Below are 26141 nucleotides of genomic sequence, written 5' to 3' on the forward strand. Positions count from 1 at the left end.
TTACAACACACCCTCACCTGACATTGAATCTGGCAAAATCAATTCTTTAGAACGACCGTTCCAATGATAATGTATGGTTGAAACAAAGTTAGCATTTCGACTGCGAATTAACTCATAAGTATTTAGGCTAGAAACTGTTTCATACTCCCCGTACAAAGCTTGAGAATTCATCATATAATTGAACCCTAACTGCTCCGTAGCTTTGAACAATTGGGCGATATTAAGGTCATCGATGCCGGCAAAAGCTTCATCTAAGGTAATGATCATTGGGGCATCGTTGCGGGCCTCTTTGTAGCGAGAATAGACGGCTGTAAAGAGTGGCAAGTACATAGAAATTGCCTTCTCACCCCCACTAAACTTATTAAAATAATTATTCGATAGCGGTTTTGTTCCTTCATTTTCCCGATGGAAGGAGAGTTCAAAACTGAACCAATCTCGATAATCTAAAACTTGTTGGAGTACCTGATACAAGTTTTCGTCCTCTTCCGATTCATCTCTCATCTTTTTAGCTCGCGCAATCTTAGCTTGAAAATGGCGTTTCATCGTGTTTAAGTCCTCCTCTTTCAGAGACCCTGTATCTTTCCGCAGCAAACGGACCAACTCGGCCGTCGGCAATTCCTCTTCCGTATCAGACCCTTTAGGACGCCATTTAATCGACAAGGTTAAACCAGATGAGTTGTCCTGGCCTTCTAACATTTTATTCATATCATGGCCCCATTTCTGGGCTTTGCTAACTAGGGCCCGTAAAACTTTACCGACAGAGTTCAAAATGATTTCTTCGAAAAGCTCTTCGTCGCCTTTCCGCAAAATCAATTGTGATTGCTCAATTTGAGCCCTTAGGGAATCTAAGACGCCATAAGGTGAGCGCCAAGCTCCTTCAGCATCCAAACGTAAAATTCGCTGATAATTCAAATGACGCCATAATTCAATTTCCGATGTAAAGTCATCATTGACCTCCTCGGCTCCCATCCAGCTCGGCTCAGCTAAAATCGGCTCGTCTCGCACGTCTAATCGATACTCAAGTAAGTCCCCCTCCAATTCACGGTGCTTACTATCAAAGTCTCCTTGGTAACGATTTAAACGATTGTCGCCCCGTTGCCAATGACTCAATAAGGCTTGACCTAAGCTCTCTGGTGTCTGATCAGTGGACCAGGGATATCGACCAGCTTCAGCGGCAAACATCTCTTGCCAAAGAGCAGCAAATGGTTGATAAAAGGCGAGATCACTTGCCAATTGTTCAACCTTTTTAGCCGTCACACTTGATTCCTCTGTGACGCCCATAATCTCTGGCACAATCGCCTCTCGACGTTCGCTGCCCTTTTGAATCAGTTCAAACACTTGTTGGAAGCGGGCTTCAATTTCTGCCACATTGGTTAACTGCTGCCGTTCTAGATTGGACGCCAATTGTTGTTCCAATCCACTGACTTTCCGTTTAAGTTGTTGCAAGTTATCGTAATCAAATTGTAAATCTTGTTGTTGATGGTCGATTAGGTCTTTTTTTTGTTGGCTTTGATCTAGATGATGGCTGATGGCCATCACGATTCCTTGCCAGTCATTAAAGGTACCTTGATAATCATCCATGTTAGCCAAAGCCTCTTCAAAGGCGCCACGGGATTTCTCCAAACTAATGCCAGTCATCAATTGGTTAATTTGAATCGCCAGCTGGGTGGTCAGCTGTTGGTGCTGAGTCAATTCTTGTTGCGTCTGATTGATTTGCCCGTCAATTAACTCAACTTGTTGCTGAGCCTTTTGACTTTCACCATAAGCCACAGCCATATTGCGGTCATCAGGCAAGCGAGTGACGGCTTCATCAATCTCTTTCAAGGCAGCTAGTAATTGCTGCTCGGAGGCTTCCAGTTGAGCCTGACTTGCTTCTAAGACATGAATCTCCTGCTCTAACTCGGCAATCTTTTCCTGTCGGTAACGATCACGACTGGCTTGTCCAATAAAAGAGGCTTGATAATTGTCAGGGGCCTGGCCTTTCATCGTTAAGGCTTGATAATCTCCCCCTAAGGAAAGGGACCAAGCTTTATTTTCATTATCCACTTCCAAATCAGAATAAACATCTATGGACATTAAGACTTCTTCAATCAACCTAACTGGCAGAGCGCTCTCACCCTCGGCTTTTAAATACTGGCTTAAGGTCGGCACACTTGAAAAACGAACCTCAGACAGTGGATTTAATTGACGATCGTCTACTAGCGCAGGAAGACTGACATCAGCCAGTAAGGCATCTAATATCCCACTCGCTTTTAAGGCACCCTCCAACTTATTTCGTTGAGCCTGAGAGACGTCCTCTTTAAAATCAACACAGGAGTATAAAGGAGCAAAGGTGATTCCCTGGGCTTTTAAACTGGTCCGATTGGCGACCCTTTTTTTTGAGCGCCATGGTTCCGGATCCTTGTCTTTGCGCCAAGCTTCTTGTTCACTTTGTTTCTCGGCAATCTCTTCAGTCGTGGCTTTTAATTGCCCCCGCAAGGGATAGAGTTGGTTATTAAGATCCTGTTGAGCTAATTGAACCCCTTCATATATCGGCTGCAACACGTCCTCAAACCGAGTGACTTCTTCATACAACACCGACAATTGTCGCAAACTCTTGCGGTACAACTCGTCTGACAAACTGAAAGGGGCTTGTGCCCGCCAATTGCCAAGCAATTGAACAGTCCTTTCTCGCTCATCATGAAAACTTTGAAGCCAATGACGCTGTTCCTTCCGATGATGGTCAATTTTTTCGGCTAAGCGACCCAAACGTTGATCTAGCTCTTTTAACTGTCGCTGTATGCTTTCTTGTTCCTTGATCAAATCCAATACTTGGCGTAACAACTGAATAAACTGTTGGGTTTGCTGATACCAATACTTCAACTGTTGAGATTGATTATCCCCCTGCCGCTCAAAACGCTGTAAATTCTGCTGATGCTGATCACTATAACCTGCAACTTGGGCAAAATCGCCTAAAGCAAATAAATAATCGCCAGCTTCTTTTTTAGCGTCGTATAATAACATCTCTAGCTGCTCTAAATCGTTTCGCAATTGAAACAGATTAGACTCCTTCTGTTTCACACGCCCTTCTTGGCTTGCTAAATCCTGAGCGTTATACGTCAGCTGTTGCTTCAGTTCTTCGGCCCGCTTAAGCAATTGATAGGCTTCATGTCCCTTTAATTCATCTTGTTCTTCTTGCCAGACCACGAGCTGTTCCAACAAATGCCGACGTTCTTCCGTCAACTCAGCTAAGCGCTCTTGACACTGGCTTTTCAACGTCAACTGAACCTGATGCTCCGCCGTAATCGTCTTAACTTTTTGACCATAATCCTGACGCCGATCAGCGATCATCGTCAACCGTTCCCGATACATCCGCTCATAACTAACAGTCAACTTTTTAAGAGCCTGTTGTTCTCTCTCAAACTGTTCTAAACGAGAGCGACTGCTGTCAATTTGTTCCAGCGTTCGAGACAAAGGCAAAAGATCGTCTTCTTTTAAACTAGGCAAGGCATTGGTTAAAATTTCGTAAATCACAGAAGGACGAAACTCCTTCGACAATTTAGGACTTCGCAGTTGAATGAGTAGCTTAATACAATCATCAAATGCCGCCAAATTTTCAAAACCAAAAATCGTTTCGTTAACAAACTGTTGATAGTCACGGGGCTTACTAAATAATTGGCCCCCGTCTTCCAAGCGATTGATCAACTGACGCTTTGACAAGGGAATGCCCCGATCACCACTACTCTGATCAAACAAACTAAAATCATGACCCACTCGCCGATTATCGGTAATCGCAAAAAACCATTTGTTGAGAGTATCTCCACGTCTGGCTTGCAAACCTATGCCCGTGGTTACATAACGATTTTGGCCTTTGCGACGGTATTCAATCATTAAATAACCCGTCCGCTCTTGAGCAGAACTTACCTCTTCCTCACCCAATAAATAATCTTCCATCCGTCGATCGCGACTCCCAAAAGAATCTAGGCGATTCGCAGTGGTACGTCCATCTAGCAAGACTGGCAATAAACTTTGCATCGTCACAGATTTACCAGAACCATTCGAGCCTCGTAACAGTAATTTCCCATCAGCAAATTCAAAAAACTGTTCATCGTAATACCAAAAATTAATTAAACCCACTCGGCTAATTTCCCATTGTTGTCCCTCTAACATCGCTCCACTTCCTCTCTATAACTCCTCAAATAAGTTAGCTTGAAACATTTCGTCTGATTCAGCTTTTTTCTTGCCCTTGGCTTGTTTTAGTTGCTTATTTTTTATATCGTTCAGTTCTTTTTCAGCTTGTTCTGCCACCCATTTATCCGGTCTAATCGGGTCAAAATCAGGAGGGTACGTACCGATAGTACGAGCAAAAAGGGGCATAATTAAATACTCCACATCACTCTTACGGAAAAATAGCCACTGTTCACCTGACTTCCACAATAGAACGGCTAATTTTTCTTGGCTCATTTCGCGAAACTCCTTGGACCAACCGCCGCGATAGGCTTCGGCAAAGTCACCAATTAAGGTTGTCCAGCGACTTTCAGTCAAATGACAGATGCCATAATCATCTCTTGGATACTCTTGCCCTCTAACAAAGGCAGCCAATTGAAGCAATAACTCATCTCGGTATTTAGAGGTTGGAAAATAGCGATACTCCCGTGACAGTTCCCTTAACGTTAACGCCGCGAAGTCTTTGGTTATTTCCAATGCAAAGGGAGTATGTGTCTCAAAAAACGTTTCAATAAAGGGTTGCTGCCTCCGCAAATAATTAAATTCCCCTTCATTCTCAACATGACGATAAATGACCGGCTCCAGCATCAACTGACGAAAAACCGAGACCCGATTTTCAAGATCTTCCCGCTGTTGTTGCTCCTTAATCATGTCTTGCCAGCCCTCATAACTATCGAGGTTTTCTGGATAGGAGCGCATAAAATAGCGACTGTAAACCGTAATTTTATAGAGCACTTCTTTGGAGCCGTCGTAATGATGATCAGCAAAATCCATGGTATTCCCTTCAATAATTTCAATTAACTGCTGGCTTGCCATATAAGTCAACACCCGGACAATACTGCGACGATGATTGTAATTCGTCCAGTCCAACCAATCCTCTTGAGGATAATCATGAACAATCTCTTCTATCAATTCATTTAGCAAAAAAGGCTGGCCTTCTCCCTTTTCTTCCGTGAAGGACATAGCACAGGCAAATAAGACATAATCCATGACATCAGTAAAGGCTTGTATCCCCATCCATCCCTTAGCATTCTGGGGTATTTTTTCCAATTTAATGAAACGGGCATGAACGATTAAGCGCATACCAAAGCGCTCTTGAAGCAGACGCTTTAAAGGTCCTTCAACCCGTTTAACCGCGTGATATTTTTGTGGATTATCCTCTCGAATTAACCAATAATTTTCAAAAATAAGCATCAAAGCCTCGTTCACGTCTTGTTGATTACTCACAGTTCTTCACCTACTTTAATAATCTGATAGACCACTTTAGGCATAGACAAAATCCCGTCATCAGCTTCTAGCTGGATAATCGTGTCGGGATAATACTGGACACTAACTTCCATTCCTAGCTCAGTCACTAATTGGCGATTCTCATAATGAAAAGATAAGCTTAGCCATTTTAATAAAATTTGACGGCATTGAGGATCAATCAGACTGATTTTTTCTAAATCAATTTGATCATTGTCAACGTAGGTCAAGATTTTTTCTTTTAATTGACGATTTTCAGCTAAGAAAGCTAACATCGCTTGGTTCTTATCTTGACTGCGCCGCACAAAGGACGTCGCTTTAGTTTTACGTCGATAATTAATAATATGGGGCAGTATCTCGTAAACAGTTGGTTCCAACTCCCACATATCATCGTATTTGTTCGCTGATTTTAAAGGGTTGACTGCCAGATGTTGAGAATGAGCCACCCCAAAAAGATAAGCCGACAGTTGGTGCGCCTCTTCCAGATCGGTCACTTGACTAAACCACTTGGCCACATGTAAATAATCTTTTTTACGGCTGCGATATTGTTGCATGCGATCGCCAAAACGTTGAATCAAGCGGGTCATCCGGTTAATGGCTTGATTGGTTTGGCGAATCAGCATGGAGTACTCACTTTCCTTCTGTTCTGAATCAATAAACCAATCATAAATAGTTTGCCATCTGCCATAAAAATCGGCTTTTACCCGTTCTTTGCGAACCTCCCAGTCAATCACATCAGGAATTTTTTCCTCGTAGTCATAAACCCCTTCTAGAACCTTCCTTAGATGTTCTGCTGGCATCTCCTCAAGCTGACTTTGCAGTTGATAAGAGGTCATTTGCATATTGACCACAAAATCTTGTAAGTATTGAACAAACCGGTCTTTAAAAACTAAAAAAGCCGCCGTTTGCATCTGATGTTCGACTTTTTCACTATTCAAATAGGCAATATAATCTGCGGTATTTTTCTTAATTGAATTAAAATGTGTCAGGGTATCTTGCCATGCTCCAAAACGATCTTCTAAGGTCTCAACCTCTTTAAAGCTTCCCATAGACTTTAATAACCGCTCGAAAGAATGACGATCCAACGCACCACGAACCTGATCTTTTTGCAGAGCTAAGTTTTCCAGCATTTCTTCAATCGCCACACTGGTTTCTGTCATCTGATATCGGAAATGGCGATTTTTATACTCTTCAATTGATTTCGGTTCACTCATTTCCTGACGAGTTTCAAGATTGCCCCATTCCACCAGCATCGCCAAATCCTGATCTAGCTCCCTTTCTAAATAAACCTCATCCAATTGCTCTTGCATATGAGTATAGACGTCCAAACGATAAAGTAAATCATTCATCCGTCGATGTTCCTGATAAAAATAAGCCATTATTTCTCGATAGCGCTGAAAATTCTCTGCTCGTAAATAATTGGCTTCATTAACTTTAGTATAAGGCATTAGTTCACATCCTCTCTCAAATTACACTCGTGTCTTGGTCACAAAATGTTCACTCTCCATGCCTATTATAACAAAATACAAATGACAAATCGTCTTTTATTTGATGCTATTTACTACTTTTTCATCAAAAACAAGCTGGGACATAAAATCGTTTTGTTTTTTCGTTGAACAACTCGTCATTGGTTAACATAGAGACAATTGACATTAAAGAAGAAAGAATAATTGACTAGATAAAACTGACAGAACACTTACCTGACAGATTACTAGATGTTCTAAACTCTAATTATTATGATGTCGAAAAACAAACAAAACTATATGAGTTCTTAAGGGAATATTTCTCTGTATTAAATAGTTTAAACGGGCCATCCCCTCCAACTCATGAAAAACTACTATCGTCTTTACAGATAATAAATCATAATCTTGATGGGAAGGCTTGATATACACGCTTATTTAAGTCTCTTAGTTCTTTTTCTGTCGCCATGTTTTATAAGCTTCTCTCGGTCTTATCGAAAAAAATAACTGTTACTTTTTTGTCGTACCTTTTTTAAATTCTGTTCCGCCTGCATATGACTCTAAGGTTTTAGCTTTATTATTTGGAGAAAAATCAATACCAATAGTTCCAACAATGGCATCTTTTGTCGTAATTGTGACATCTATTGAAGTAAATCCAGCTAAGTCATTTTCAACAAACTCTTCCGAAAACTCAATTTCCTTAACCTCTGCAAAAGTATGTTTAATTTCCTTTACTGTTGTTTCCATTCTTACTAACTCTTGTTCTCTTTTCTGTTCTTCATTCCTTTTAAATAGCTTCAGACCAGCCCCTCCTACTAAAATTAAACAGCAAAAGATAATAAACCATCTTGTTTTATTTTCCAATGTTTCATCCACTTTTTTCATTAGAATTCATAACAAAATAAGTATAACAAACAACAGATATACATTGTCAGTTATGTAAATGTATTAGACTAACAATTGATAAAAAAGCTTACAACGAATACGGGAGGTTGCTGTAAGCTTTTTTCTTTATTCCAATTTTCAATGTTAAATCACTTTTTACAAGTCTTAACCTGAATCTGTACCTCAAGTAGGACTTTTTATCTTAAAACATCTGCAATCCCATAAAAACTACCTCCGCCCACAATTTACTCTGCAATTTGTATTCACATACAGGTTGACAAGCCTCCCGCAAATTGAGATTCTAAGGGCTTACGTCTTATCGGCTTAACTCAATGTTTCCTGAGAACGACTGCTCGATAAATTGACCAAACGTGCTGTTTATCTCACCATCATTGGCATCGAATACGATATGTTACCAACGTTGCCTTCTCTTTACGAATTAAGTCGCCGTTTGATGACGACTGGCAATACCTCAACTTTGTGGTATAAACTTCCTCGGAAATCAACGAAAAAGTTTATGAAAAATGACAAGTTGCTTGAGAAAACAGAATCGAACCACACAACTTGCCACTATTATTCGCAAAGGCAATTTTGCTTTAAATCGCCCTGAACACTTTCTATAGCGTCTATTTAAATGCGGCAGCGTTGAAACTCTGTCTCTGCCGGTCTATTTTCTCATAAAATTGTCATGAATGACGATGGCACTTACGTTTATACTGCTGCTTCTCATTACCGTCGAATAATCTGGCAATGTCGCAAAGCCGGCATTTTCATTTGCGATTGCCCGCGGAATTACTCCGATCCCTTGGCGGCATGAGGCTGGGCTGGCGATAAAGAACAATATTTTTGGGGCACACTATCTACTTTTTAGTGACCTACAACCAAGAATAAAACTCGACTTGTCAATTTATTTGCGAACCGTTGAAGCCAGAAGACACGATAGTCTCACCGCACTTATCGCATTAGTGGAGTTTCACAAAATTTATCAGACTATACGATGACTGCTTTTTTATCAGATTCCGCTTCGAATAATTACGAGACCTATCGATTACTTAATGATTGGCAAATCTCAGCGATCATCACCTTGAAGCAACGGGTCGCTGATCGCTTTAAATACAAGGAACTCAACGTCAACCGCTGAAGAGGTTCCTATCTGCGAGGGAGGCTTCCCCATAACGTTCAATTGGAACGATACTCACCATATGCGCACCAAATGGCGCTGTTTAGCCAAAACTATCAAATGTGGAAGATGTCAGTGTGGCAATTCCTTTATTGAAGAAAGTAGCTGATTTAGGTATTAAAGATATCTTCGTTATAATGGACAAAGGCTACGACGCTCAAGCTGTCTATGAAAAAGCCCATGAGTGACAACTTGAGCCGATCATTGATTTAAAACGCGTCTCTAAAAATGAGGGAGAGATCAATCGCTTTTATGCCCCAACCTGCCTGTTAGAATATAGCTACCGATATGATAGTTTTGATAAGCGTTATGGTACATTAAAATTTAGAAAGCCCGAAACTCATTGTCGTGATTGCCCTTTAAAAAATGAGGGTCTCTGTCAAAAAGTCATCAAAATCAAACAATCTAACAACGTTCGTAAGTATTCACAACCCCACCCGAGGAACACGAGCGTGGTGGAAACATTATAAAGAACGAACGTCGGTCGAGCGTGTTAATGCCTATCTTAAAGACAATTATGGACCCAATAGTACGACCTATTTTACCGGCACACGAGTGGTAGTCAAACACCATTTAATCCAATTGACCTACAATTTAAAAACGGTTTGCGCGCAGTTATTAGTTAAAAAAGAAACAGTCGTGCCATTTTAAAATTGGATGAGTGTTTGCTTTTAAAAAAAGCGAATTATGAAATTGGCTCATTTATAACTTCTGACTTATCTTTCTAGTGTTACTTGTTTGGGAAAACTACTAAGATAACTATCTTTTTAATCGAATTTGTTCTATAACCACCTGCTTAACTATACCCAATCAAAAATGATCTTCGTAATCGCCATAATCTATTTCCGTCATATCGCGAATAAAACTTGGTTTTTGCATATGAGCTAGAAAATCTGAAAGGATATAGACTTCTTTTTGTTCATTTAATAAAGAACCTACTAACAAAATTTTTAACGAAGAACTTCCGCGTGGAAAAGTGTGCAATATTTCAATGTGCTCTACTTCAAATTTTTCATACTCTTTACCTACAACGTGGGCAAAATAGATAATATCCTTTGTTATCGGTAGCTTGAGTTCTTTTCTTATGTCTCTTGTGATCATCTGTTTTCTCCTTTCCTTAAAAATGCGCCGTGCCTTTTTTAGCATCTTCATTTTATACCACAACTAATTTGGACTATTCATCTATCTTTTCTAATTTAATCATTTGATTCCTAGAATGAATCACGCTCACTGCTTGATGATTCAAATAGTTTTTGTTCTACTTCACAAAAGCTGTTGGGGTAAAAAATGCTACAACACAATCATTTGCTTTTACAGTTTGTTTTTCAAGCACAGGTTCCGCTACTTTCAATGATACTTTATAGCTGTTGGTGAGTTCGTTTTTTTTACTACTACTTCTATCAGTCTTGTTTGCTAAATTGGCATAATTATATCGAATAGCAGTCACTTTACTTTCATACACGACGATATGACATTTGCCATCGCTACGTTTATAAACATAGTTATACAGGCGATCTTGTTCATCCCTCTTAAAATAGAAGTTTCTCCAATTGATTTTTCTCCGTGAGAGTCCAATGTTTACTAATCGGCTAATTATGAATCCGACTCCACCACTTCTTTTAATTCCAAAATTTTTCTCAAAGTTGAAAGATAGACGTCAGTTTGCCTCATTTTCCATAGTTTACTCCACTATCGTTTTTTAGGAAACAGATCAACAAAAGCCATGGATTGCTCGACTTCTGCTATGGCCTCAGAAATAGAAATATATCTGCTTTCATGATGGTTCTCCTTTCTCTGATCAACTGATTATTACCATTTTTGGTATTCCCCATTATTATATTAGTCCCATAATAATAAATAAATAACCAACTCAAGTTTACTGTAATTCAACACCTTCTAAACTATACATACAAAAAATTCTCGGCAATAACAATACTATAATACATAAAGGACAGCCTCATAATATTCTGATAAGGCCGCCCCTAAAAAAAACCTTTTTATACGGTTTCCGTATGCTTACTGGCAACATACTTCCTCAAGTATGAACGAATTCTCAGCTCTTCCGCACTTTCAATTGTTGACAGTCTCAATAAATCTATTCCAGCTTTTTCTAAGATATTATTCTTTTTTCGATCTCTGGATTTATCTTTTGGCCTAGTATGATATGCATAACCATCTACTTCAATCACAGCTATCGGATCTTTGCCCACTCTATAAGAAAAAACGAAATCACAGCTGGAATTTTTCTGGATAAACTTTTTTTCTTCCTCAGTATAATCCAAACTAGGTGAAACAACTTCCTTCAAACGTACTTGTTGATGAACTTCTAATTGATTAAATTCTTTTTCTTCTAAAATTTCCTTTACAATACTTGCAATAATTTGTTCTGTACGATAGCGGGAATCATTTCCAACTATTTTTTTTCGTCTTTTTTCAAGAGTTTTATCATACTCTGCATATAGTAAGTCAAAAGATGAAATCACATCACTTTCGATGATATCTCGTTCATCGCCATAGTATCGAATATATCGTTCTAAAGCAGCTAGGCTACCATTGTTATTACGAAAGATTCCTTGCCCAGTCACTAAACTAAACTTCTCTTTCGCCCGTGAGACAGCCACATTGACTAAATGAGGATCATCTACAAAATCAATATGAGATTTAGATTGGCATCTTGCTTTTTTATCTAAAACAGTTGAAAATATAATTTCGTCACATTCTCGGCCTTGAAAACTGTGGATGGTTGCCACTTGGCAAGTTTTTGGTAATCTTTTTTCAGCTTCATTGCATTGTGCATTATATGGAGAGATAAATCCTATAGAATCACTTTCTCCAAGCCCCTCAGCCAAAACAGATTCTACTTCTCTCACGTTAAAATAATCTCTAAAATGATTTCCCTTAGCTGTTGTGATGAGCCGTAAGGAACGTTCATCATCTGATTCAGTCATGGTGATTAATTGATTATTATAAAATTGAATGTTACAAAAATGAATGATTTTAGGATGACAACGATAATGTTCCTGTAAAAGTGTGATTGGCACTTCATCCTTAAATAACTGAATACAAGAATCTAATAAATTATACTTTTCACAGTCATAAAATTCTTCAGCTGGTTTCAGATTCGTTTTTGCTGGGATGTGTGGTAACTGTTTTCTATCACCAACGACAACCATATTTCTCGCACAAGCCAAACCCAAAATCCCGGGTATAATATCTAATTGAGAGGCTTCATCAATGATTAAATAATCAACCACATTTCCACCAATTGCATGAGCAATAGAATGAGCGGTACTTCCAATAATAGGAAATCGTTGACTAAATCCCGTAAAATTTTGCTTATAATTTTGTTCGCTACACTCATTAGTAGTTCCAACTATTTTCACAATTTCTTGCTGATAATATATTAGCGAATCGTTGGATAACTTTTCTAATAGTGATTCAAATTGTTTTTGTGCTAGTCTATCTTCTAACTGTAATATTGCTTTTTCTGTCTTCGCAATTTCTTCTTGATAGAATTGCTCTTGGATAATCGTAATAATTTCTTCTCTTGTATAACTGTTTTGCAGTGGTTTAATTTTTAATAACTTAAATTTAAATAACAACGTGACACGATCAATAAAAGAAAATTTTTCAGTTTGAATTTCTTTTAAAAACGATATAAAGTTCAATTTTTTTTCTGAATGTAATTTTAAATCTGGAACATCTGTTACTTCTCCATAAGCTTCTCTATAATCGTTCATCCATTTGATAAAATACTCTTGTTCGATTTTTAATTCCGCAAGTAAGTTTCTTTGTTTCGCTAAATCATTTTTTTCTTGTAAAGATTCTTTTAAATTCTCTAGCGTTTCTTGAACATCTACAAGTTTAACAGAATCATTTTTCTTTATTTCTGGAATTTCTGGTAGCATTTTAAAAAACTCAGAAATCTTCTCTGTTTTACCCAGTTTAGCTAATAAATAATCCATATTTACTTTTTCCATTTTCTCATAAATGTTTGTAACAGCTGAATCATTATTAGAAACCACAGCAACTGTTTTATTTTGCAGGATTATGTTAGCAATAATATTAAGTATAGTTTGTGTTTTACCAGTTCCAGGTGGGCCTTCAATAATGCTAATCTGGGAATTAAACACTTTTTCTACCGCAGTTAATTGACTAGCATTTATTCCGAATGGAAAAACTAATGATTTATCAGTTTCTCTTTTTGTCAGCGACTTGCTCAAATATGAATATAGAACGGTTTCATTTGTGCAAGTGAGTTTTCCCATTTGATATTGAATAAATTCATTAATTTTTTTTGCAATCTCTTTATTTCGGTCATTTTTCCCTTCTGGAAAAGCTACCCTATAATCAATTACTTCTTTTAAATACTTAAATATGTTGTTATTATTGAGGTTCTCACCTTCAATTAAGTCAATATTCCCTCTAAGATAACAACCCTTCTTTTTCGAATCTGTATATGTAAATAATACATATTTATTTCCTAGTTCAATAACGTTTTCAACAAGATATTTCTTATTTCTTTTTTTATCCAACAACATAATTACATTACTTTTATCAATCGTCGGCATTACTTGATATCTAGATAGTTCAGCCGAATATTTTTTTCCTGATAGATACGTAACAGTAATTGTGTCATTATTGAGTTTGTAAATCCACTCCGTAATTTTGTTTGTAATGTCTTTATTATCAAGTATGATCGAGAACATTTTTTCTAATCCTTTCTATCAAAGATAATTTCAACCACAAAATTATTTTTATCTATTGGATAGGAGATATATGGTATAACCAAATATCTCCCGACTTAAGAATATTCATCTAAAAATTTTTTCCTAATTCATTCGGTATTCTTATTATACTACTCAATTAATCCACATTATTAAAAATGTTGTATAATGAAAATTTCACTATTCTACTTTCTACTTCTCTCTCTCTACTAACAGATAGAAAATACAGTACCATTAAAAAAACATCAGCTCTTATATAGGTAGCTAACTTGTACTTGACATTTGGGAATCAATTTTTTCACAGATACGGGGTTCGATAAATATAGAGCTTTGTCATTAAACAATTTTTGTCCTATTGACACTCTTTTATTTATAATTCTTTTGTTTGCTTTGTAGGGTGTCGAATCACTTGCTGAGAATTCAAGTATATTTTCATTCCCAATCACATCCATGGTTACTCCTGACCATTCATCACTGGTTAAAAATAATATGTTTCTATTCTCCCCATTTATTGACGAACTAAATAAATCTCGATAATTCTCGTTTACCAAATAATACTTTTCTAGAAACATCTTTATCTTATCATCACAATAAACTTTTTTGCGTCTCGATTTTATAAAACGGAATTTTGTAAAATACTACTTATAGAGAATGAATTTTATTTCCCAGAGCCTTTTCTTATCTTTTAAGTGCGATATTTTTTAGTTAATTATTTTATTCACAAGGTTGATTAATAAACTACTATGAGTCCTTTGTCCGATAATTATACTATATAAAACTAGGTATTACCAACTTATCCTATGATAAAAAAATTGTTATAAGCATAATTGCGATTAAAATACGAATTGTAAATAGTTAGTATCTTGGAATCCAAATAATATCAATGAAGCATCTCCTTGCATGGAAAGTTTGAAAGATATAAATTAATGGCTATTTCCAGACAGTTATATTTCCATATTTTAGTTTTACAAGTATTCATGTGACCGTCTACTACAGCAAAATCCTGTAAAAAAATTTCTGAGATAAAACATTTCATGTCATGTATTTTCTAGAATTGATAGCACAAAATATTTTTATGAAAGACGTCTATTATTCTTAGATATTATTTATTTGTAAAAGCTCATCATCCACTAATTTTATTCTGTTTTTTTAAATGTAGCTTTACGAAAGATGCTTATTGAAGCTGATTTAAAATCTGTACCGTCTTTTGGATAGGTTCCAGCCGCCAACACAGTCACTTGAGATAACTGCGGTATGCCATTTATTATTGTCGCCATTAATTAAAAACTCCCTCTATCAGTGTTTGAAAAAATAACTTGAACCTTAGTTTCTGTTACTCCTTTTTCTAAAACAGGTTGTTCTCCAGTTCCTAAGTATGACTCACTAGTTTTATCCCTTGGGAACACAATCACACCAAGCTCCGAACTCACTCCATATCTAGTTGACACTGTAACCAGAACCTCTGTATAACCAGCTAAGTCATTTTCAACATACTCTTCCGAAAACTCAATTTCCTTAACCTCTGCAAAAGTATGTTTAATTTCCTTTGCCGTTGTTTCCATTCTTAATAACTCTTGTTCTCTTTTCTGTTCTTCATTCCTATTAAATAGCTTCAGACCAGCCCCTCCTCCTAAAATTAAACAACAAAAGACAACAAACCATCTTGTTGCATTTCCCAATGCTTCACCTACTTTTTCATTAGAATTCATAACAAAATAAGTATAACAAACAACAGATATATAAATAGAGCACTGGTGTTTTTTCAACTTATGTAAATGTATTAGACTAACAAATGATAAAAAAGCTCACAACGAGTACGGGAGGCTGTTGTAAGCTTTTTTCTTTGTTTCAATTTTCAATGTTAAATCACTTTTTACACATCTATACTAACTAGGGAAGCCATAACAACGGTCGTTTCGCCAGTTTGTGGCAATTGCTTACCAGTTTCAATGGATGCACCGTTTTGGTCACCCAGCGTGTTAGTTGTATTCACTAACTTACTTGGCAGAGCATGAATACTTCCAACTTGTTTGCCATCCACTTATCTAACCATTCAGGTTAAAGACAGGCTAGGCTATCAGTAAACAACCCTATGACGAATCCACCCCCTTGGATTCGTCATAGGGCTATCTTAATCAATATAGATACACGTCTACCATGGTGTAACAAAGTACCACTTGACCCCTCTTACCCTACTGATACCCAATCAAATGTGCCACCATAATGGCTACCCAAGCAAACAACATAATCGGAATTGCCAACTTAACCCCGATCTTAAACCACTTATCAAAAGGAACCCGAGCCAAACCACACATGGCCATCGTCGAACCTAGTGTCGGCGTGATCATATTTAAAATCGATCCCCCCATCTGAAAGGATAAAATCGTCGTCTGCATGCTTAAACCAGCAACTAATCCAATCGGTCCTAATATCGGCATCATGGCCACAGCTAACCCACTACCTGACGTAATAAAGATGTGGATAAAAGCCGTAATAACCGAAATGAGAATCCCGGCCGCCACTGGGTTAAAATTAGCTAAGGGTTTCGATAGAACGTTAATAATCGTATCCAGAACATTCCCACGTTCCAATAAGACTTGAATCCCACGGGCGAAACCAATCAATAGCATGACACTGGCCGTTGTACTGCCCCCTTCCACAAATCCTTTAAAGATATCTTCCAATTTAACCCCATACACTAAACCACCAACGATCCCTCCTAATAAAAACAAGCCAGCAATCTCAATTAAAAACCAATCAAATTTTAACGCCCCAACAACGGTCAACACGGACATGGCCAAAAAGACTAAGAGAACCAATACCTGCCGTCGATTAATCCTGTAGTCTTTGATTTCTTTGGTTAGCTCTAAGCCCTTGGTTTCAATGCCATAAGCTGGACTCTTCTTTGGGTCTTTTTCAATTTGACGGGCATATAAGGATAACATCAGGGCCATAATGCAGGTCGCAATAAACCACATCACCGTCCGAAAATCCGCCCCTGAAAAGATTGGCAAACCGACAACCGATTGAGGCGTTGCTACGACGGCTCCATTAATCGGTGACATAGCAAAGCCAATGCCGCTGCCAGCCAAAACCAAGGCAAGTCCCATAATCAGATCATAGCCCAATCCCAGAGCCACCGATACCGACACTAAGGTAAAGGGAATCAAGCCGTCAGGGCCACTGACAAAGCCAAATAAGGAAAATAAAAATGTAAACAACCAAATCACTAACCACTTAGGAAAATGCTTTTCTTGAATTTTTTTAATAGCCACGCCGATGCCACTCTCAAAGGCACCAGTCTTAGTAAAGACGTTAAATGAACCTGCTGACACAAAAACTAAAAATATAATCATGCCTGAATCAACCATGCCTTGTGGAACAGCTGCTAATAAATCCCCAATAGCCGTCGGTGTTCCCTTGATTTGCTGATAGGTATCGGGTACCACAACCGGCCGAGATAAGCCCTCAACTTCCACCCGTTCAAAGGTCCCAGCTGGAATCAAATAGGTCATGGCCGCTGCGATTAACAGAAATACGGCCAATAAAATAAAGGGACTGGGTGTTTTGAATCCTTTTGTTTCTTTTTCATTCATAAGATAACCTCCATCGGTTTTTGCTTACTTCTTGCCAACATCCTTTGTACAATCTAGTTCCTGCAACCTAATGACTCCCCTACGTTTTGACGGCGAGCAACCGTAAACCTTTCAACTCCCCCTTTCTTTCCTCAGATGGTGCTGCTAATCGAGAACTGGCTACTCGCCTTATCTGATGTGACCTATTCCCTACGCCATCCGACCAATGGACTGGATGACCAACTCCCTAAAACGAGGCAAGTCTAAATCAAACCCTACGTTAGCATTAGCTGCTAATTGCCGTTTTCCCGTATAATCAACTAAGGTACTACCCAAGGTTAGACCCGGTCGTGTATCGACTTCCACATAAAGAGGCAAGGTTGTAAATAAGTCAGGTGCTACCACATAGGCAGCGGCACAGGCATCGTGCAAGTGCATGCCCTCAATATGTCCCGGCTTAGGCAATAAAGGTTGAGCCACTCGTTGATTAAAGAAATCCAATAGGCCGCCTAACACTTGGCTGCTTTGATTGCCAAGTTGACGGACTTCTGCTACATCTTCACTAAAAAACTGAGCCTTTAAGGTCACATCTAAACCAAACATGGCCAGTTTTACTCCTGAACGGAGGACAATATCGGCGGCTTCTGGGTCCACAAAGATATTGAACTCTGCTGTGGACGTCCAATTCCCCCCGAAACAGGCTCCCCCCATAAAGACGATCTCTTTAATCTGTCCCTTTAGTTCAGGATAGGCCACTAAGAAACTGGCCATCGTGGTTAAAGGGCCTGTCGCCACTAATACCACAGGCTCAGGAGATGCTTTAAGGATGGTGGCTATTAAATCAATGGCCTTGTCTTCAGATAAGGGCACCTCAGGCTCAGGTAACTCTGCTCCATCTAAGCCACTTTTCCCATGAATCGATTCAGCAATAATCAGCTCCCTGACTAACGGTTTCTCCGCTCCTTTGGCGACGGGAATCTCCTTAAAATCAAAGAGGGTTAACAACTTGCGGACATTGCCAGAGGTTTTTGCTTGAGTTTGGTTCCCTGCTGAACTGGTTACGGCTTTAAGCTCAATGTTCTCTGCTCCTAATAAGATTGCCAAAGCAATCGCATCATCATGACCAGGGTCACAATCTAAAATAACTGCTTGTTTTTTCATCATCTCTTCCTTTCTTTTTGCTAGACATGCCTCTTAATTAATCACTTAGTCGACTATTAGCTGGCTTATTTCACGTGATATCTCTCACATTTTCCTTAGTCCTAGTCCGATGGCTGGCCATAAAAGACTTGAGTTCAGGCAAGGTTGGCAATGAGCGCGGACCACCTTGACAAATCTTATAAGCCGCCACACCATTGCCCATTCGCAAGACGTCCAATCGGTCTCGTTGCCACAAAAGTCCCGCAATTAAACCAGCACTACTGGCATCCCCGGCACCAATGGTATCTTTGACTGGGATTTTAAAGGATGGGTGAAAGACCGTCTCGCCCATAAAAAGGGTTGATCCCTGACTGGAACGGGCGACAATCCCCCTTTCGGTTGTGGCAAAGGAAATTGCCGTTTCTTGCCAACTACCACTGCCCAAGTAAGCCCATTCATCTGTGGCGGAACCAAAGACATAGCTTGCCTGTTCGATCATCTCTAAAATGACTTCTTTAAACTCAGTTGGCAAGACGCCATCGCGAAGACGTAAATTCAAATCAAAGGAAATGGGCACCTTTAGCTCAGAGGCATCCTTGACTAACTGCCGAATTGCCTGCCGGCCACTTCCCGGATGACACAAAGCCATCCCCGTTGTATGTAGCCAACTGGCATTTTTCAACACCTCTGAGGAGACCGCCTGATACTCCAAAACCTTAAAGGCTTGATTTTCACGGGGCCACCCCCACAGAAACCGTTCGCCATCCTCATCAATAAAGGCAAAAACGCCGACGGTTTTGGCTTCGCTCCTGACTTGCACCTGACTGATATCAACCCCTTCCCTTACTAAATCATTTAAAACAAACTCACCATAACTATCTTTCCCCAGACTGCCAATAAAGCTCGTTGGGATACCTAATCGACTTAAGGCAACTGCCGTATTTGCGCCAGTTCCTCCACCGGTTATGTAAGGCAGGGGGTCCAATATTTTTTGCTGGCCCTTGACTTTTGGCAGATGGACTACCAGATCCACGACAGCATCTCCCACCACGACCACTTGCTTCTTACGTTCCATGGTGAACCGCCTCAATAAACTGTCTCACCTTTTCAGGGTCTTTAATGCCTTGACCAGGTCCTATTTGGCTAAGATCAGCCAGATTGGTACTAGTAAAGGAATCCACTCCATATGGCGCCACTGACTGAATTGCTCTGGCCACATTATCCGGTCCTAAACCACCAGCGATAATGCATCTAGCCGAGGTATTTGCCACAATCCAGCGGTCAATCTCCCAGTCATGGCTTAGACCAGTTGCCCCAATATCACTGGTCCCAGGTGCCTTGGTGTCGATTAACAAATAATCAACGATTCCTTCGTATTGACTTAAATAACCTTGAAAAGGCTGTTCTTCAAGGGGGACCTTTGCCAGTACGGGCACTGCCAACATCAGCTTAAGAGTTGGAAAATGCCACTTTAACTCTTTGAGTTCTACCGGTTCTAAGGCCGTCATCTCTCCCGAAAGATGCAACACATCCGGTAATAAACACGTCATGTCACTGATAATTTCCGCTAAACTTAGGGAAACGGTCAACCCCACTTTTACGGCCTCAGGCTGAACCCCTGCAAAGATCTCCTCAGCTTCCTCAATCGACAGCTGCCCTGGGGTTCGCTTAATCTGACCATAGGATACACCAATGTGATGGGCTCCACTGTCAATTACCATCCGGGCATCGGCTAATGTCCGAATACCATAAATTTGAATAATCATCCTTACCATCCTTTCCTTGCGTCATCACGTGACGCTTGTGCCAATTCAATTTGTGCCAACAAGTCGCCCACCCTGAGATAGGTCTTGGTCAACCCAGCTTTTTTTCCCATCAGACTGACTTCAGGTAGACGAATTTGGGCCTGCTCTAAGAGCCCTTCTTTCGAAAAAACATAGGCTACCCCACCTTCCAGTAACAACCGCCCCTTCACTAAAACCATCACTCGTTTAACCGTCTGAATCACAAAAGGAATATCATGAGAAATCATGATAACCAACTTGCCTTGTTCATGAAGAGTAGCTATTAACTGAGCTAGTCGATCCTTGCCTCTAGCATCTTGGCCCATGGTCGGTTCGTCAAAGATGTAAATAGCCGGATCCATAGCCAAGACTGCGGCGATGCCACAAAACTTTTTAGCTGTTGGGCTTAATTCAAAGGGATGAGTCTGACGCTCTTGGCTCAAACCGGTTAAAGCCAAGCTTTTTTCCACGGCTAAATCGATTGCCTTAGGTGCCATGCCTATCTTTTCAGGCCCAAAGCGGATTTCTTTTTCCACCGTTTCTAAAAAAAGCTGATCTTCTGGATGTTGAAAGACATAGCCAACCTTCTTTGACCACTCCGCCACCGTTTGACTGGCGACATCGACCCCCTCAATCAAAACCTTGCCTTGATTAGGCCTCAACAAGCCATTTAACAACTTGACTAAGGTGGTTTTCCCCGATCCATTTTGCCCAATTATCGCCAGAGGGGCGGTTCCTACAATCTTCGTGGACAGACTGTTCAAAACCGGCTCTGTCCCATAACTAAAGCTGACATGTTTAAATTCAATCAAAGGACTCCCTCCAAACCAAGTAAACTAAGTGACTGTTGGACCCTTTCAGCACTAAACTGCCCTTTTAGCAACTCCTTGCCTAAGGAAATATAATCTGGCGGAACCAATCCCAGCTCCACTAAATCCAAGGATTGGAACACTGATTCAGGCTTACCAAAGGCAACTTGTTGCCCTTGATCCAAGACTAAAACCCAATCCGCTAATTGAGACACCACCTCTAAGTCATGGCTAGCCAACAGACAGGTCATCCCCTGTTTTGCCAAGTGAGCGATTTGCTGATAAAGTTGATGGCTACCTGCTGGATCTAATTGAGAGGTAGGTTCATCTAACACCAATAAAGTCGGTTCCATAATTAAGGTGGCGCCTAAAGCCACCCGTTGAACTTGGCCACCAGATAAGGTCAGTGGCGGTTTATCCAGCAAGTTTTCCAATTGACACATCTTCCCAATGCGCTGGATTCGTTTCATCATCTCGTCTCGCTCAACGCCTAAATTCTCCAAGCCGTAAGCCAGTTCGGCCCCTACTGTGCTTGCAGTATAACTCAATTGATTAAAAGGATTTTGAAACACCAACCCAACTAACCTTAAGCGTTCCTCTAGGGAATATGACTCAAATAACTTCCCTTGAAGCACATAATCCCCCTTAACCTCAGCCGAGAAATAATCGGGAATTAGCCCCACTAAGGTCTTGCACAAAGTCGATTTGCCTGATCCATTGGCGCCGACCACCGCCAAAATCTCCCCTTGCTCCAAGGTAAAAGAAATAGTTCCTAAACTTGGTTGTTCTTGACCTGCATAGGTCACTGTCAGCTCGTGAACCTTAATCATGAGACAACCCTCCTAAACATCCTGTAACCGGTTACTGATAAGAAGAACAGAAACAAGCCCCAAACAATTAACCGATCTTCCTTGGTAGGCGCACTCTCCAGATAACTCGTCTTTTTTCCCCTTAAGTTTAACCCACGCATTTCCAATGTCATTCCCCTCTCCTGACTATCTAATAAAGACAGCATAATCAACGGTGTCAACAGAGGAATAAATGCCCCTAAACGCTGCCGGATCCCCCCTTCTACGGGCAAGCCCCGACTACTTTGAGCAGCGCGAATCTTTTTCACTCTCTCTTGCATCTGGGGCACCACACTTAAAATCGCCAAGAGAACATAGGCCACTTTCGTCGGCAAGCCGATTCGTCGCAAACTGGCCACCAGTTGACTCGTCTCAGTGGTTGTCAACAAGAGGTAAAAGGACCCCAAAAAGACCATGACCGTTCCAATCAGATTAATCCCCTTAAGTAAGCCTTCCAAACAAAAGGACAACGTCCCCAACTGCCACAAGACTTGCTGATTCCCCTTGTAAAAAAAACCTTGAATGGCCACCACCATGACAGCCATTGGCAGTATCGATACAATCACTTTCAGAAAACTGCGGCCCATCTGATTGTCTAAGGCCAACCCCAACAATAAGACAGTTAAGCCATAGCCTAGGAGACCCGTACCATCAATCATGGCACTGCCGCCAAAGACCAAGACGCCCAATAACTTAGTCCCTCCATCTAAACGACTTAACCACCGATGCGATCGCCTCATGAGCCATTACCTAGTTGCTGTAAAAAACGTGGGGGGATTTTTTTAATAATTAAATAGGCCATGACTAAAGAAATACCCCGATCGACTAAATTTTGGACAATAGCCGCTGTCAGTACCCCTTGCCAAATATTTTTCATGACGGTAATTAACCCCGCTGTAATCACCGATGTCCCCGTTGCCCCAGTCGCTCCACCAAAAAGATAGACCGTCACTAGGGAGGTGACGATTGCCGAAATCAATGAGACCACTAACCAAATAACGACCAACCCTCGAGGCTTAAAAAAGCCCCTTTTGCCAAAAAGCCCTGTCACCACCCCCACAGAAACACTGACAGCCCCATAAGGTAAATTCACCGGATTGACCATCAAAGCTAAAAAGACATTCGTCAACAAGCCAACGACACCCCCAACCAAGGGACCAGCCATCACAGCTGCTAAAATCGTGCCAATCACATCTAAAAAGAATGGCAACTTCAACGTCCCCGCAATTGCCCCACCAACCAGATTAAAGCCAACACAAATCGGCATTAACACTAAGACATGGGTACTCATTAATCTCTTAATCCCTTTAGAACGACCTGAGATTTTCATCTTAAGCTCCTCTCTTAATTAACTGCCTAACCTAGAAGACAAGCGACAACTAAACCAATCCAATAAACTAACCATTAGCGACCTTTAACTAATAAAAAAACACAGCTACCTTTCCCTTAATCAACAATCAAGATAACCACTCTCTAAAAGACATCTGTTTTAGTGACGACTGAACACAAAAAAACGCAATACCAGACATTGTCTAATATCACGTTCAATAGTTAACCTTAGTCAAGGTTGCTCTTTTACGCTTTAGCTAAATAAGCTCAAAAAATGTCGGTAAATTTCAAAAAAGCCTAGAAATATCCTCACAAATTGAGTACAATAAAAGGGCAAGTACTTCGGTGCTTGCTATTGGCTTGTGGATATCAGGTGATTTCTGATTTCAAATTTTGCGCAGAAGGACTGCAATCCTTCTGCAACAAGCCGATGATTATTCAGTTCATGGTTATCTTGACGCCCCCATTGTAACTAAGTACGGAAGCGCTGTCAATGATTTTTTTCAAAAATAACAAGATATTGGCGGATTGCGACTGGGTTGAGGGTTGTAGTTGGCTTTTTTTGGTGGGGTGATGAATAGTTGGGGTTGGGGTGAATGGACCTATGACTATCAGTCATTAAGTCAAGTTCACTTTCAGCCAGAATTTTCATGCATTGATAACAAAAAATTACAACAGAACCCAACATTATTTGCTAAGTAAGAATCAAGCTGACTTAGTTGATTGGTTTGAATTTTTTTTATAGTCAATACCAGGTTCACTTGAAAGGTCATCTTCAGATGTTAACGCAAAAGAATGTCATTTGATTGGTCAAATGGATTGTATTCAAAAATAATAGGTGTATCTGTAAAATATCCATTCTGGATTAATACTTCTTTAAACTTTGCTCCCATTTCAGCCACTTGGTCAAATATATCATTATTAGAATCAAGTGTTGTACTAAACCCAATAACATCATTTAGGCTAAGCTGTCTTGTTTTTAATTTCATTTTTATCCCTCAGCATTCTTATTCTTTATTTTTTTGACAATCCACTGTATAAAAAATACCAAAAACCCAATTAAAATTACAATTACAATAAATCCGAATATATTTTTTGTTGTTTTAGGTAAATCATATTTCTCATCTATTTGCACCATACCCGTTATTACAAGCAGACCTATTAATACATATATATTTTTTTTTTGAATATTGAGGTCAACTTTCCGTTGAAAGAAATAGATTTACGCCCTTTATATTCTTCCCAATAATCCTTATCTACAAGTTTCAAATATACTAGATAACCAGCCTCTATAAGTAACCTTGGAAAAGTTAACACAAAAATCAAGGCCATCAGGAGACTTAAAACAAATAAAAAATTTGTGAAAACTACACCTGCAATACTAACTACTCCAAAGATAATCCAAACTGAATTAGAATTAAATACCGTAGAAAAAGCTGAGTAGTTAGCAATAGTTCTTTGCTCCGAAAAGCCTTCACTTATTTTTTTTCTAATCCAAAAAACATTATAAAATGTAGTCAGTAAGGTTATCGTTCCAATTATAATTAGAAATATTGTAGAATAGGTTTCATTAAAATCAGCCATGTTTGACTTATAGCCAGTCGATTTCCCATTACTAATCATGAACGAAAGAGCTACTAAAATAACTAGTTCCGTTAATAAAGTGAAAAATAGTAATATAGAAGCGAATACCTGATGCTTATAAATGTTTTTTTGAGGAACAAGAAAAAAATAGAGATTCAGTGCAATTGCATAAACTACATAGAATTTTAGCATTCCATACAATATTTCGCTCACTATATTGTTATACCAAGAATGAATTTCTGTCCCTGGAATTAATCCAATAATTGATAGGACTAGCAAACCCATTAATTGGACGCGCAACATCCCCACTGATCCCCTAGTATTTGCCAAAGAAATAAAATATTTTTTATTTAATGATTCTGGACTGTTTATATTTTCTATCATAGATATCACCCATTTCCAAATAAGAATCCTCCGACCCAATCACCTATTGCTTTTGTGGTAGTTTTAACGCCATCTTTAACATGACCAACTGCACTTTTTTTAGGTGGTCCTCCAAATTCCCAATTTATAGCTACATTAATTCCAATACCAACTGCTACACCAACAACCGTTCCTAACGGAGGAAGAAAAGCAGAACCCACCATCGCACCAGCCGCAGTAGCTCCTGCACCAGAACCAATGAGACTTGTTGTCCGTTATTAATAGTGACTGATTTTATTCCTGCAACAGCAACTGTCGCTGCGCCAGTATTAGAAGCGATTTTCCTCATAAAATATCTCCTCTCGTCGTTTCTATTGGCGTTCACTCTAGATCATTAAGAAATAAGTATATCAAAAATCGGATGTATATTGTCAATGATTTGAAAAATAGTTTGATTTTTTGCATAAATAAGACATTAGTGTTATTTCATTCATATAAATTTAATGAATAATAATTGAGAAAAATTTATATAGCCAAATAAGCTTACACCTTTCACGTGTGTAAGCTTATTTTCTTTGTTAAGTTTTTTAACTCTAAATCATTAGTCTTCATCTTGGTTCTATAGTTTGTTTTTATGAAACTCAATAAAAAACTCTTGCGCGCTTTCAAAAAATAAAACTAAAGCTTCTTCTTCAGTTGCTGTAACAAATTGAAAAGCGTGATACCAAGCGATTGGTCCTGCTGTATAATCTTTTTTTTAATGCAATAAAATCCAGCTTTTAGACCGTTTAGTAAATTCTGAGTGAAAGATACTATCAATTTTTTTCGATTCACTCAAAACATCGTCACTTGATTGATTACTTGCACAGATATATCCTGATAAAAAGAAGTATAAATTTTTAATACTGAGGTCCTCTAGGTACATTTTTGGACGTAATTGAATATTTTTAATCAATGACTCAATGTTCTCACTTTTCATGATATATTCTCCTCGAATAATATATTT

Annotated in this window: 22 protein-coding genes; 2 read left to right on the forward strand and 20 right to left on the reverse strand. The window is 39.3% G+C overall.

The features are described from left to right. From RWN13_RS15215 to RWN13_RS15230, 4 genes are all read right to left on the reverse strand, one after another. Complete coding sequence (locus tag RWN13_RS15215) at positions 1 to 4149, reverse strand: TIGR02680 family protein (RefSeq protein WP_314065351.1); 4149 nt, start codon at positions 4147 to 4149, stop codon at positions 1 to 3. A 15-nt stretch (positions 4150 to 4164) separates the two neighbouring features. Beyond that, the gene (locus RWN13_RS15220) at positions 4165 to 5433 is read right to left on the reverse strand and encodes a TIGR02678 family protein (protein ID WP_314065353.1); all 1269 of its coding nucleotides are present in this window, start codon (positions 5431 to 5433) and stop codon (positions 4165 to 4167) included. Continuing rightward, entirely contained in the window at positions 5430 to 6899 is a 1470-nt protein-coding gene (locus RWN13_RS15225) for a TIGR02677 family protein (protein WP_314065355.1), read from the reverse strand. Before RWN13_RS15225 ends, RWN13_RS15220 begins: the two co-directional genes overlap by 4 nt. 522 nt (positions 6900 to 7421) lie before the next feature. Next, on the reverse strand, positions 7422 to 7796 hold the full coding sequence (locus tag RWN13_RS15230; protein ID WP_314065357.1) for a hypothetical protein: 375 nt from the start codon (positions 7794 to 7796) through the stop codon (positions 7422 to 7424). A gap of 997 nt (positions 7797 to 8793) precedes the next feature. On the opposite strand from RWN13_RS15230, the gene RWN13_RS15235 reads away from it, so the two are divergent. Together RWN13_RS15235 and RWN13_RS23685 are read left to right on the forward strand one after the other, a co-directional pair. Then, positions 8794 to 8937, forward strand: a complete 144-nt coding sequence (locus RWN13_RS15235) for a hypothetical protein (RefSeq protein ID WP_314065359.1) — start codon at positions 8794 to 8796, stop codon at positions 8935 to 8937. A gap of 405 nt (positions 8938 to 9342) precedes the next feature. Further along, entirely contained in the window at positions 9343 to 9627 is a 285-nt protein-coding gene (locus RWN13_RS23685) for a transposase (protein WP_399553679.1), read from the forward strand. A gap of 159 nt (positions 9628 to 9786) precedes the next feature. Here RWN13_RS23685 and RWN13_RS15240 read toward each other — a convergent pair whose 3' ends face one another. The 16 genes from RWN13_RS15240 to RWN13_RS15315 form a co-directional block, all read right to left on the reverse strand. Then, on the reverse strand, positions 9787 to 10077 hold the full coding sequence (locus RWN13_RS15240) for a hypothetical protein (protein WP_314065360.1): 291 nt from the start codon (positions 10075 to 10077) through the stop codon (positions 9787 to 9789). An 896-nt stretch (positions 10078 to 10973) separates the two neighbouring features. Beyond that, positions 10974 to 13685, reverse strand: a complete 2712-nt coding sequence (locus tag RWN13_RS15245; protein WP_314065362.1) for an AAA domain-containing protein — start codon at positions 13683 to 13685, stop codon at positions 10974 to 10976. Positions 13686 to 14839: 1154 nt separating this feature from the next. Further along, on the reverse strand, positions 14840 to 14980 hold the full coding sequence (locus tag RWN13_RS15250) for a hypothetical protein (protein WP_314065364.1): 141 nt from the start codon (positions 14978 to 14980) through the stop codon (positions 14840 to 14842). 3 nt (positions 14981 to 14983) lie between these two features. Further along, on the reverse strand, positions 14984 to 15382 hold the full coding sequence (locus RWN13_RS15255; protein WP_314065365.1) for a hypothetical protein: 399 nt from the start codon (positions 15380 to 15382) through the stop codon (positions 14984 to 14986). A 513-nt stretch (positions 15383 to 15895) separates the two neighbouring features. Beyond that, positions 15896 to 17299 (reverse strand): AbgT family transporter, encoded by a 1404-nt coding sequence (locus RWN13_RS15260; protein ID WP_314065367.1) that lies wholly within the window; start codon positions 17297 to 17299, stop codon positions 15896 to 15898. Positions 17300 to 17488: 189 nt separating this feature from the next. Then, positions 17489 to 18442: a nucleoside hydrolase gene (locus RWN13_RS15265; protein WP_314065369.1), complete on the reverse strand. Its 954-nt coding sequence runs from the start codon at positions 18440 to 18442 to the stop codon at positions 17489 to 17491. Between the two features lie 67 nt (positions 18443 to 18509). Then, positions 18510 to 19493: a carbohydrate kinase family protein gene (locus tag RWN13_RS15270; protein WP_314065370.1), complete on the reverse strand. Its 984-nt coding sequence runs from the start codon at positions 19491 to 19493 to the stop codon at positions 18510 to 18512. Continuing rightward, positions 19483 to 20184 (reverse strand): phosphoribosylanthranilate isomerase, encoded by a 702-nt coding sequence (locus tag RWN13_RS15275; RefSeq protein ID WP_314065371.1) that lies wholly within the window; start codon positions 20182 to 20184, stop codon positions 19483 to 19485. The genes RWN13_RS15270 and RWN13_RS15275 overlap by 11 nt, the downstream gene beginning before the upstream one ends. A gap of 2 nt (positions 20185 to 20186) precedes the next feature. Further along, positions 20187 to 20966, reverse strand: a complete 780-nt coding sequence (locus RWN13_RS15280) for an energy-coupling factor ABC transporter ATP-binding protein (protein WP_399553682.1) — start codon at positions 20964 to 20966, stop codon at positions 20187 to 20189. Between the two features lie 44 nt (positions 20967 to 21010). After that, positions 21011 to 21841, reverse strand: a complete 831-nt coding sequence (locus RWN13_RS15285; protein ID WP_314065375.1) for an ABC transporter ATP-binding protein — start codon at positions 21839 to 21841, stop codon at positions 21011 to 21013. Beyond that, positions 21838 to 22599, reverse strand: coding sequence for an energy-coupling factor transporter transmembrane component T (locus RWN13_RS15290; RefSeq protein WP_314065377.1), 762 nt, complete (start codon positions 22597 to 22599; stop codon positions 21838 to 21840). Before RWN13_RS15290 ends, RWN13_RS15285 begins: the two co-directional genes overlap by 4 nt. Beyond that, positions 22596 to 23189 (reverse strand): ECF transporter S component, encoded by a 594-nt coding sequence (locus tag RWN13_RS15295; RefSeq protein WP_314065379.1) that lies wholly within the window; start codon positions 23187 to 23189, stop codon positions 22596 to 22598. The genes RWN13_RS15290 and RWN13_RS15295 overlap by 4 nt, the downstream gene beginning before the upstream one ends. Positions 23190 to 23970: 781 nt before the next feature. Then, positions 23971 to 24177 (reverse strand): hypothetical protein, encoded by a 207-nt coding sequence (locus tag RWN13_RS15300; protein ID WP_314065380.1) that lies wholly within the window; start codon positions 24175 to 24177, stop codon positions 23971 to 23973. Positions 24178 to 24349: 172 nt separating this feature from the next. Next, positions 24350 to 25156 carry a hypothetical protein gene (locus RWN13_RS15305; RefSeq protein ID WP_314065381.1) on the reverse strand — a complete coding sequence of 269 codons (807 nt, stop codon included), beginning with the start codon at positions 25154 to 25156 and terminating at the stop codon, positions 24350 to 24352. Between the two features lie 172 nt (positions 25157 to 25328). After that, complete coding sequence (locus RWN13_RS15310; RefSeq protein ID WP_314065383.1) at positions 25329 to 25484, reverse strand: hypothetical protein; 156 nt, start codon at positions 25482 to 25484, stop codon at positions 25329 to 25331. Positions 25485 to 25892: 408 nt separating this feature from the next. After that, positions 25893 to 26114 carry a hypothetical protein gene (locus tag RWN13_RS15315; protein ID WP_314065385.1) on the reverse strand — a complete coding sequence of 74 codons (222 nt, stop codon included), beginning with the start codon at positions 26112 to 26114 and terminating at the stop codon, positions 25893 to 25895. Positions 26115 to 26141 lie beyond the last annotated feature (27 nt).

This window comes from uncultured Vagococcus sp. (assembly GCF_963518325.1).
Taxonomy (GTDB): domain Bacteria; phylum Bacillota; class Bacilli; order Lactobacillales; family Vagococcaceae; genus Vagococcus_D.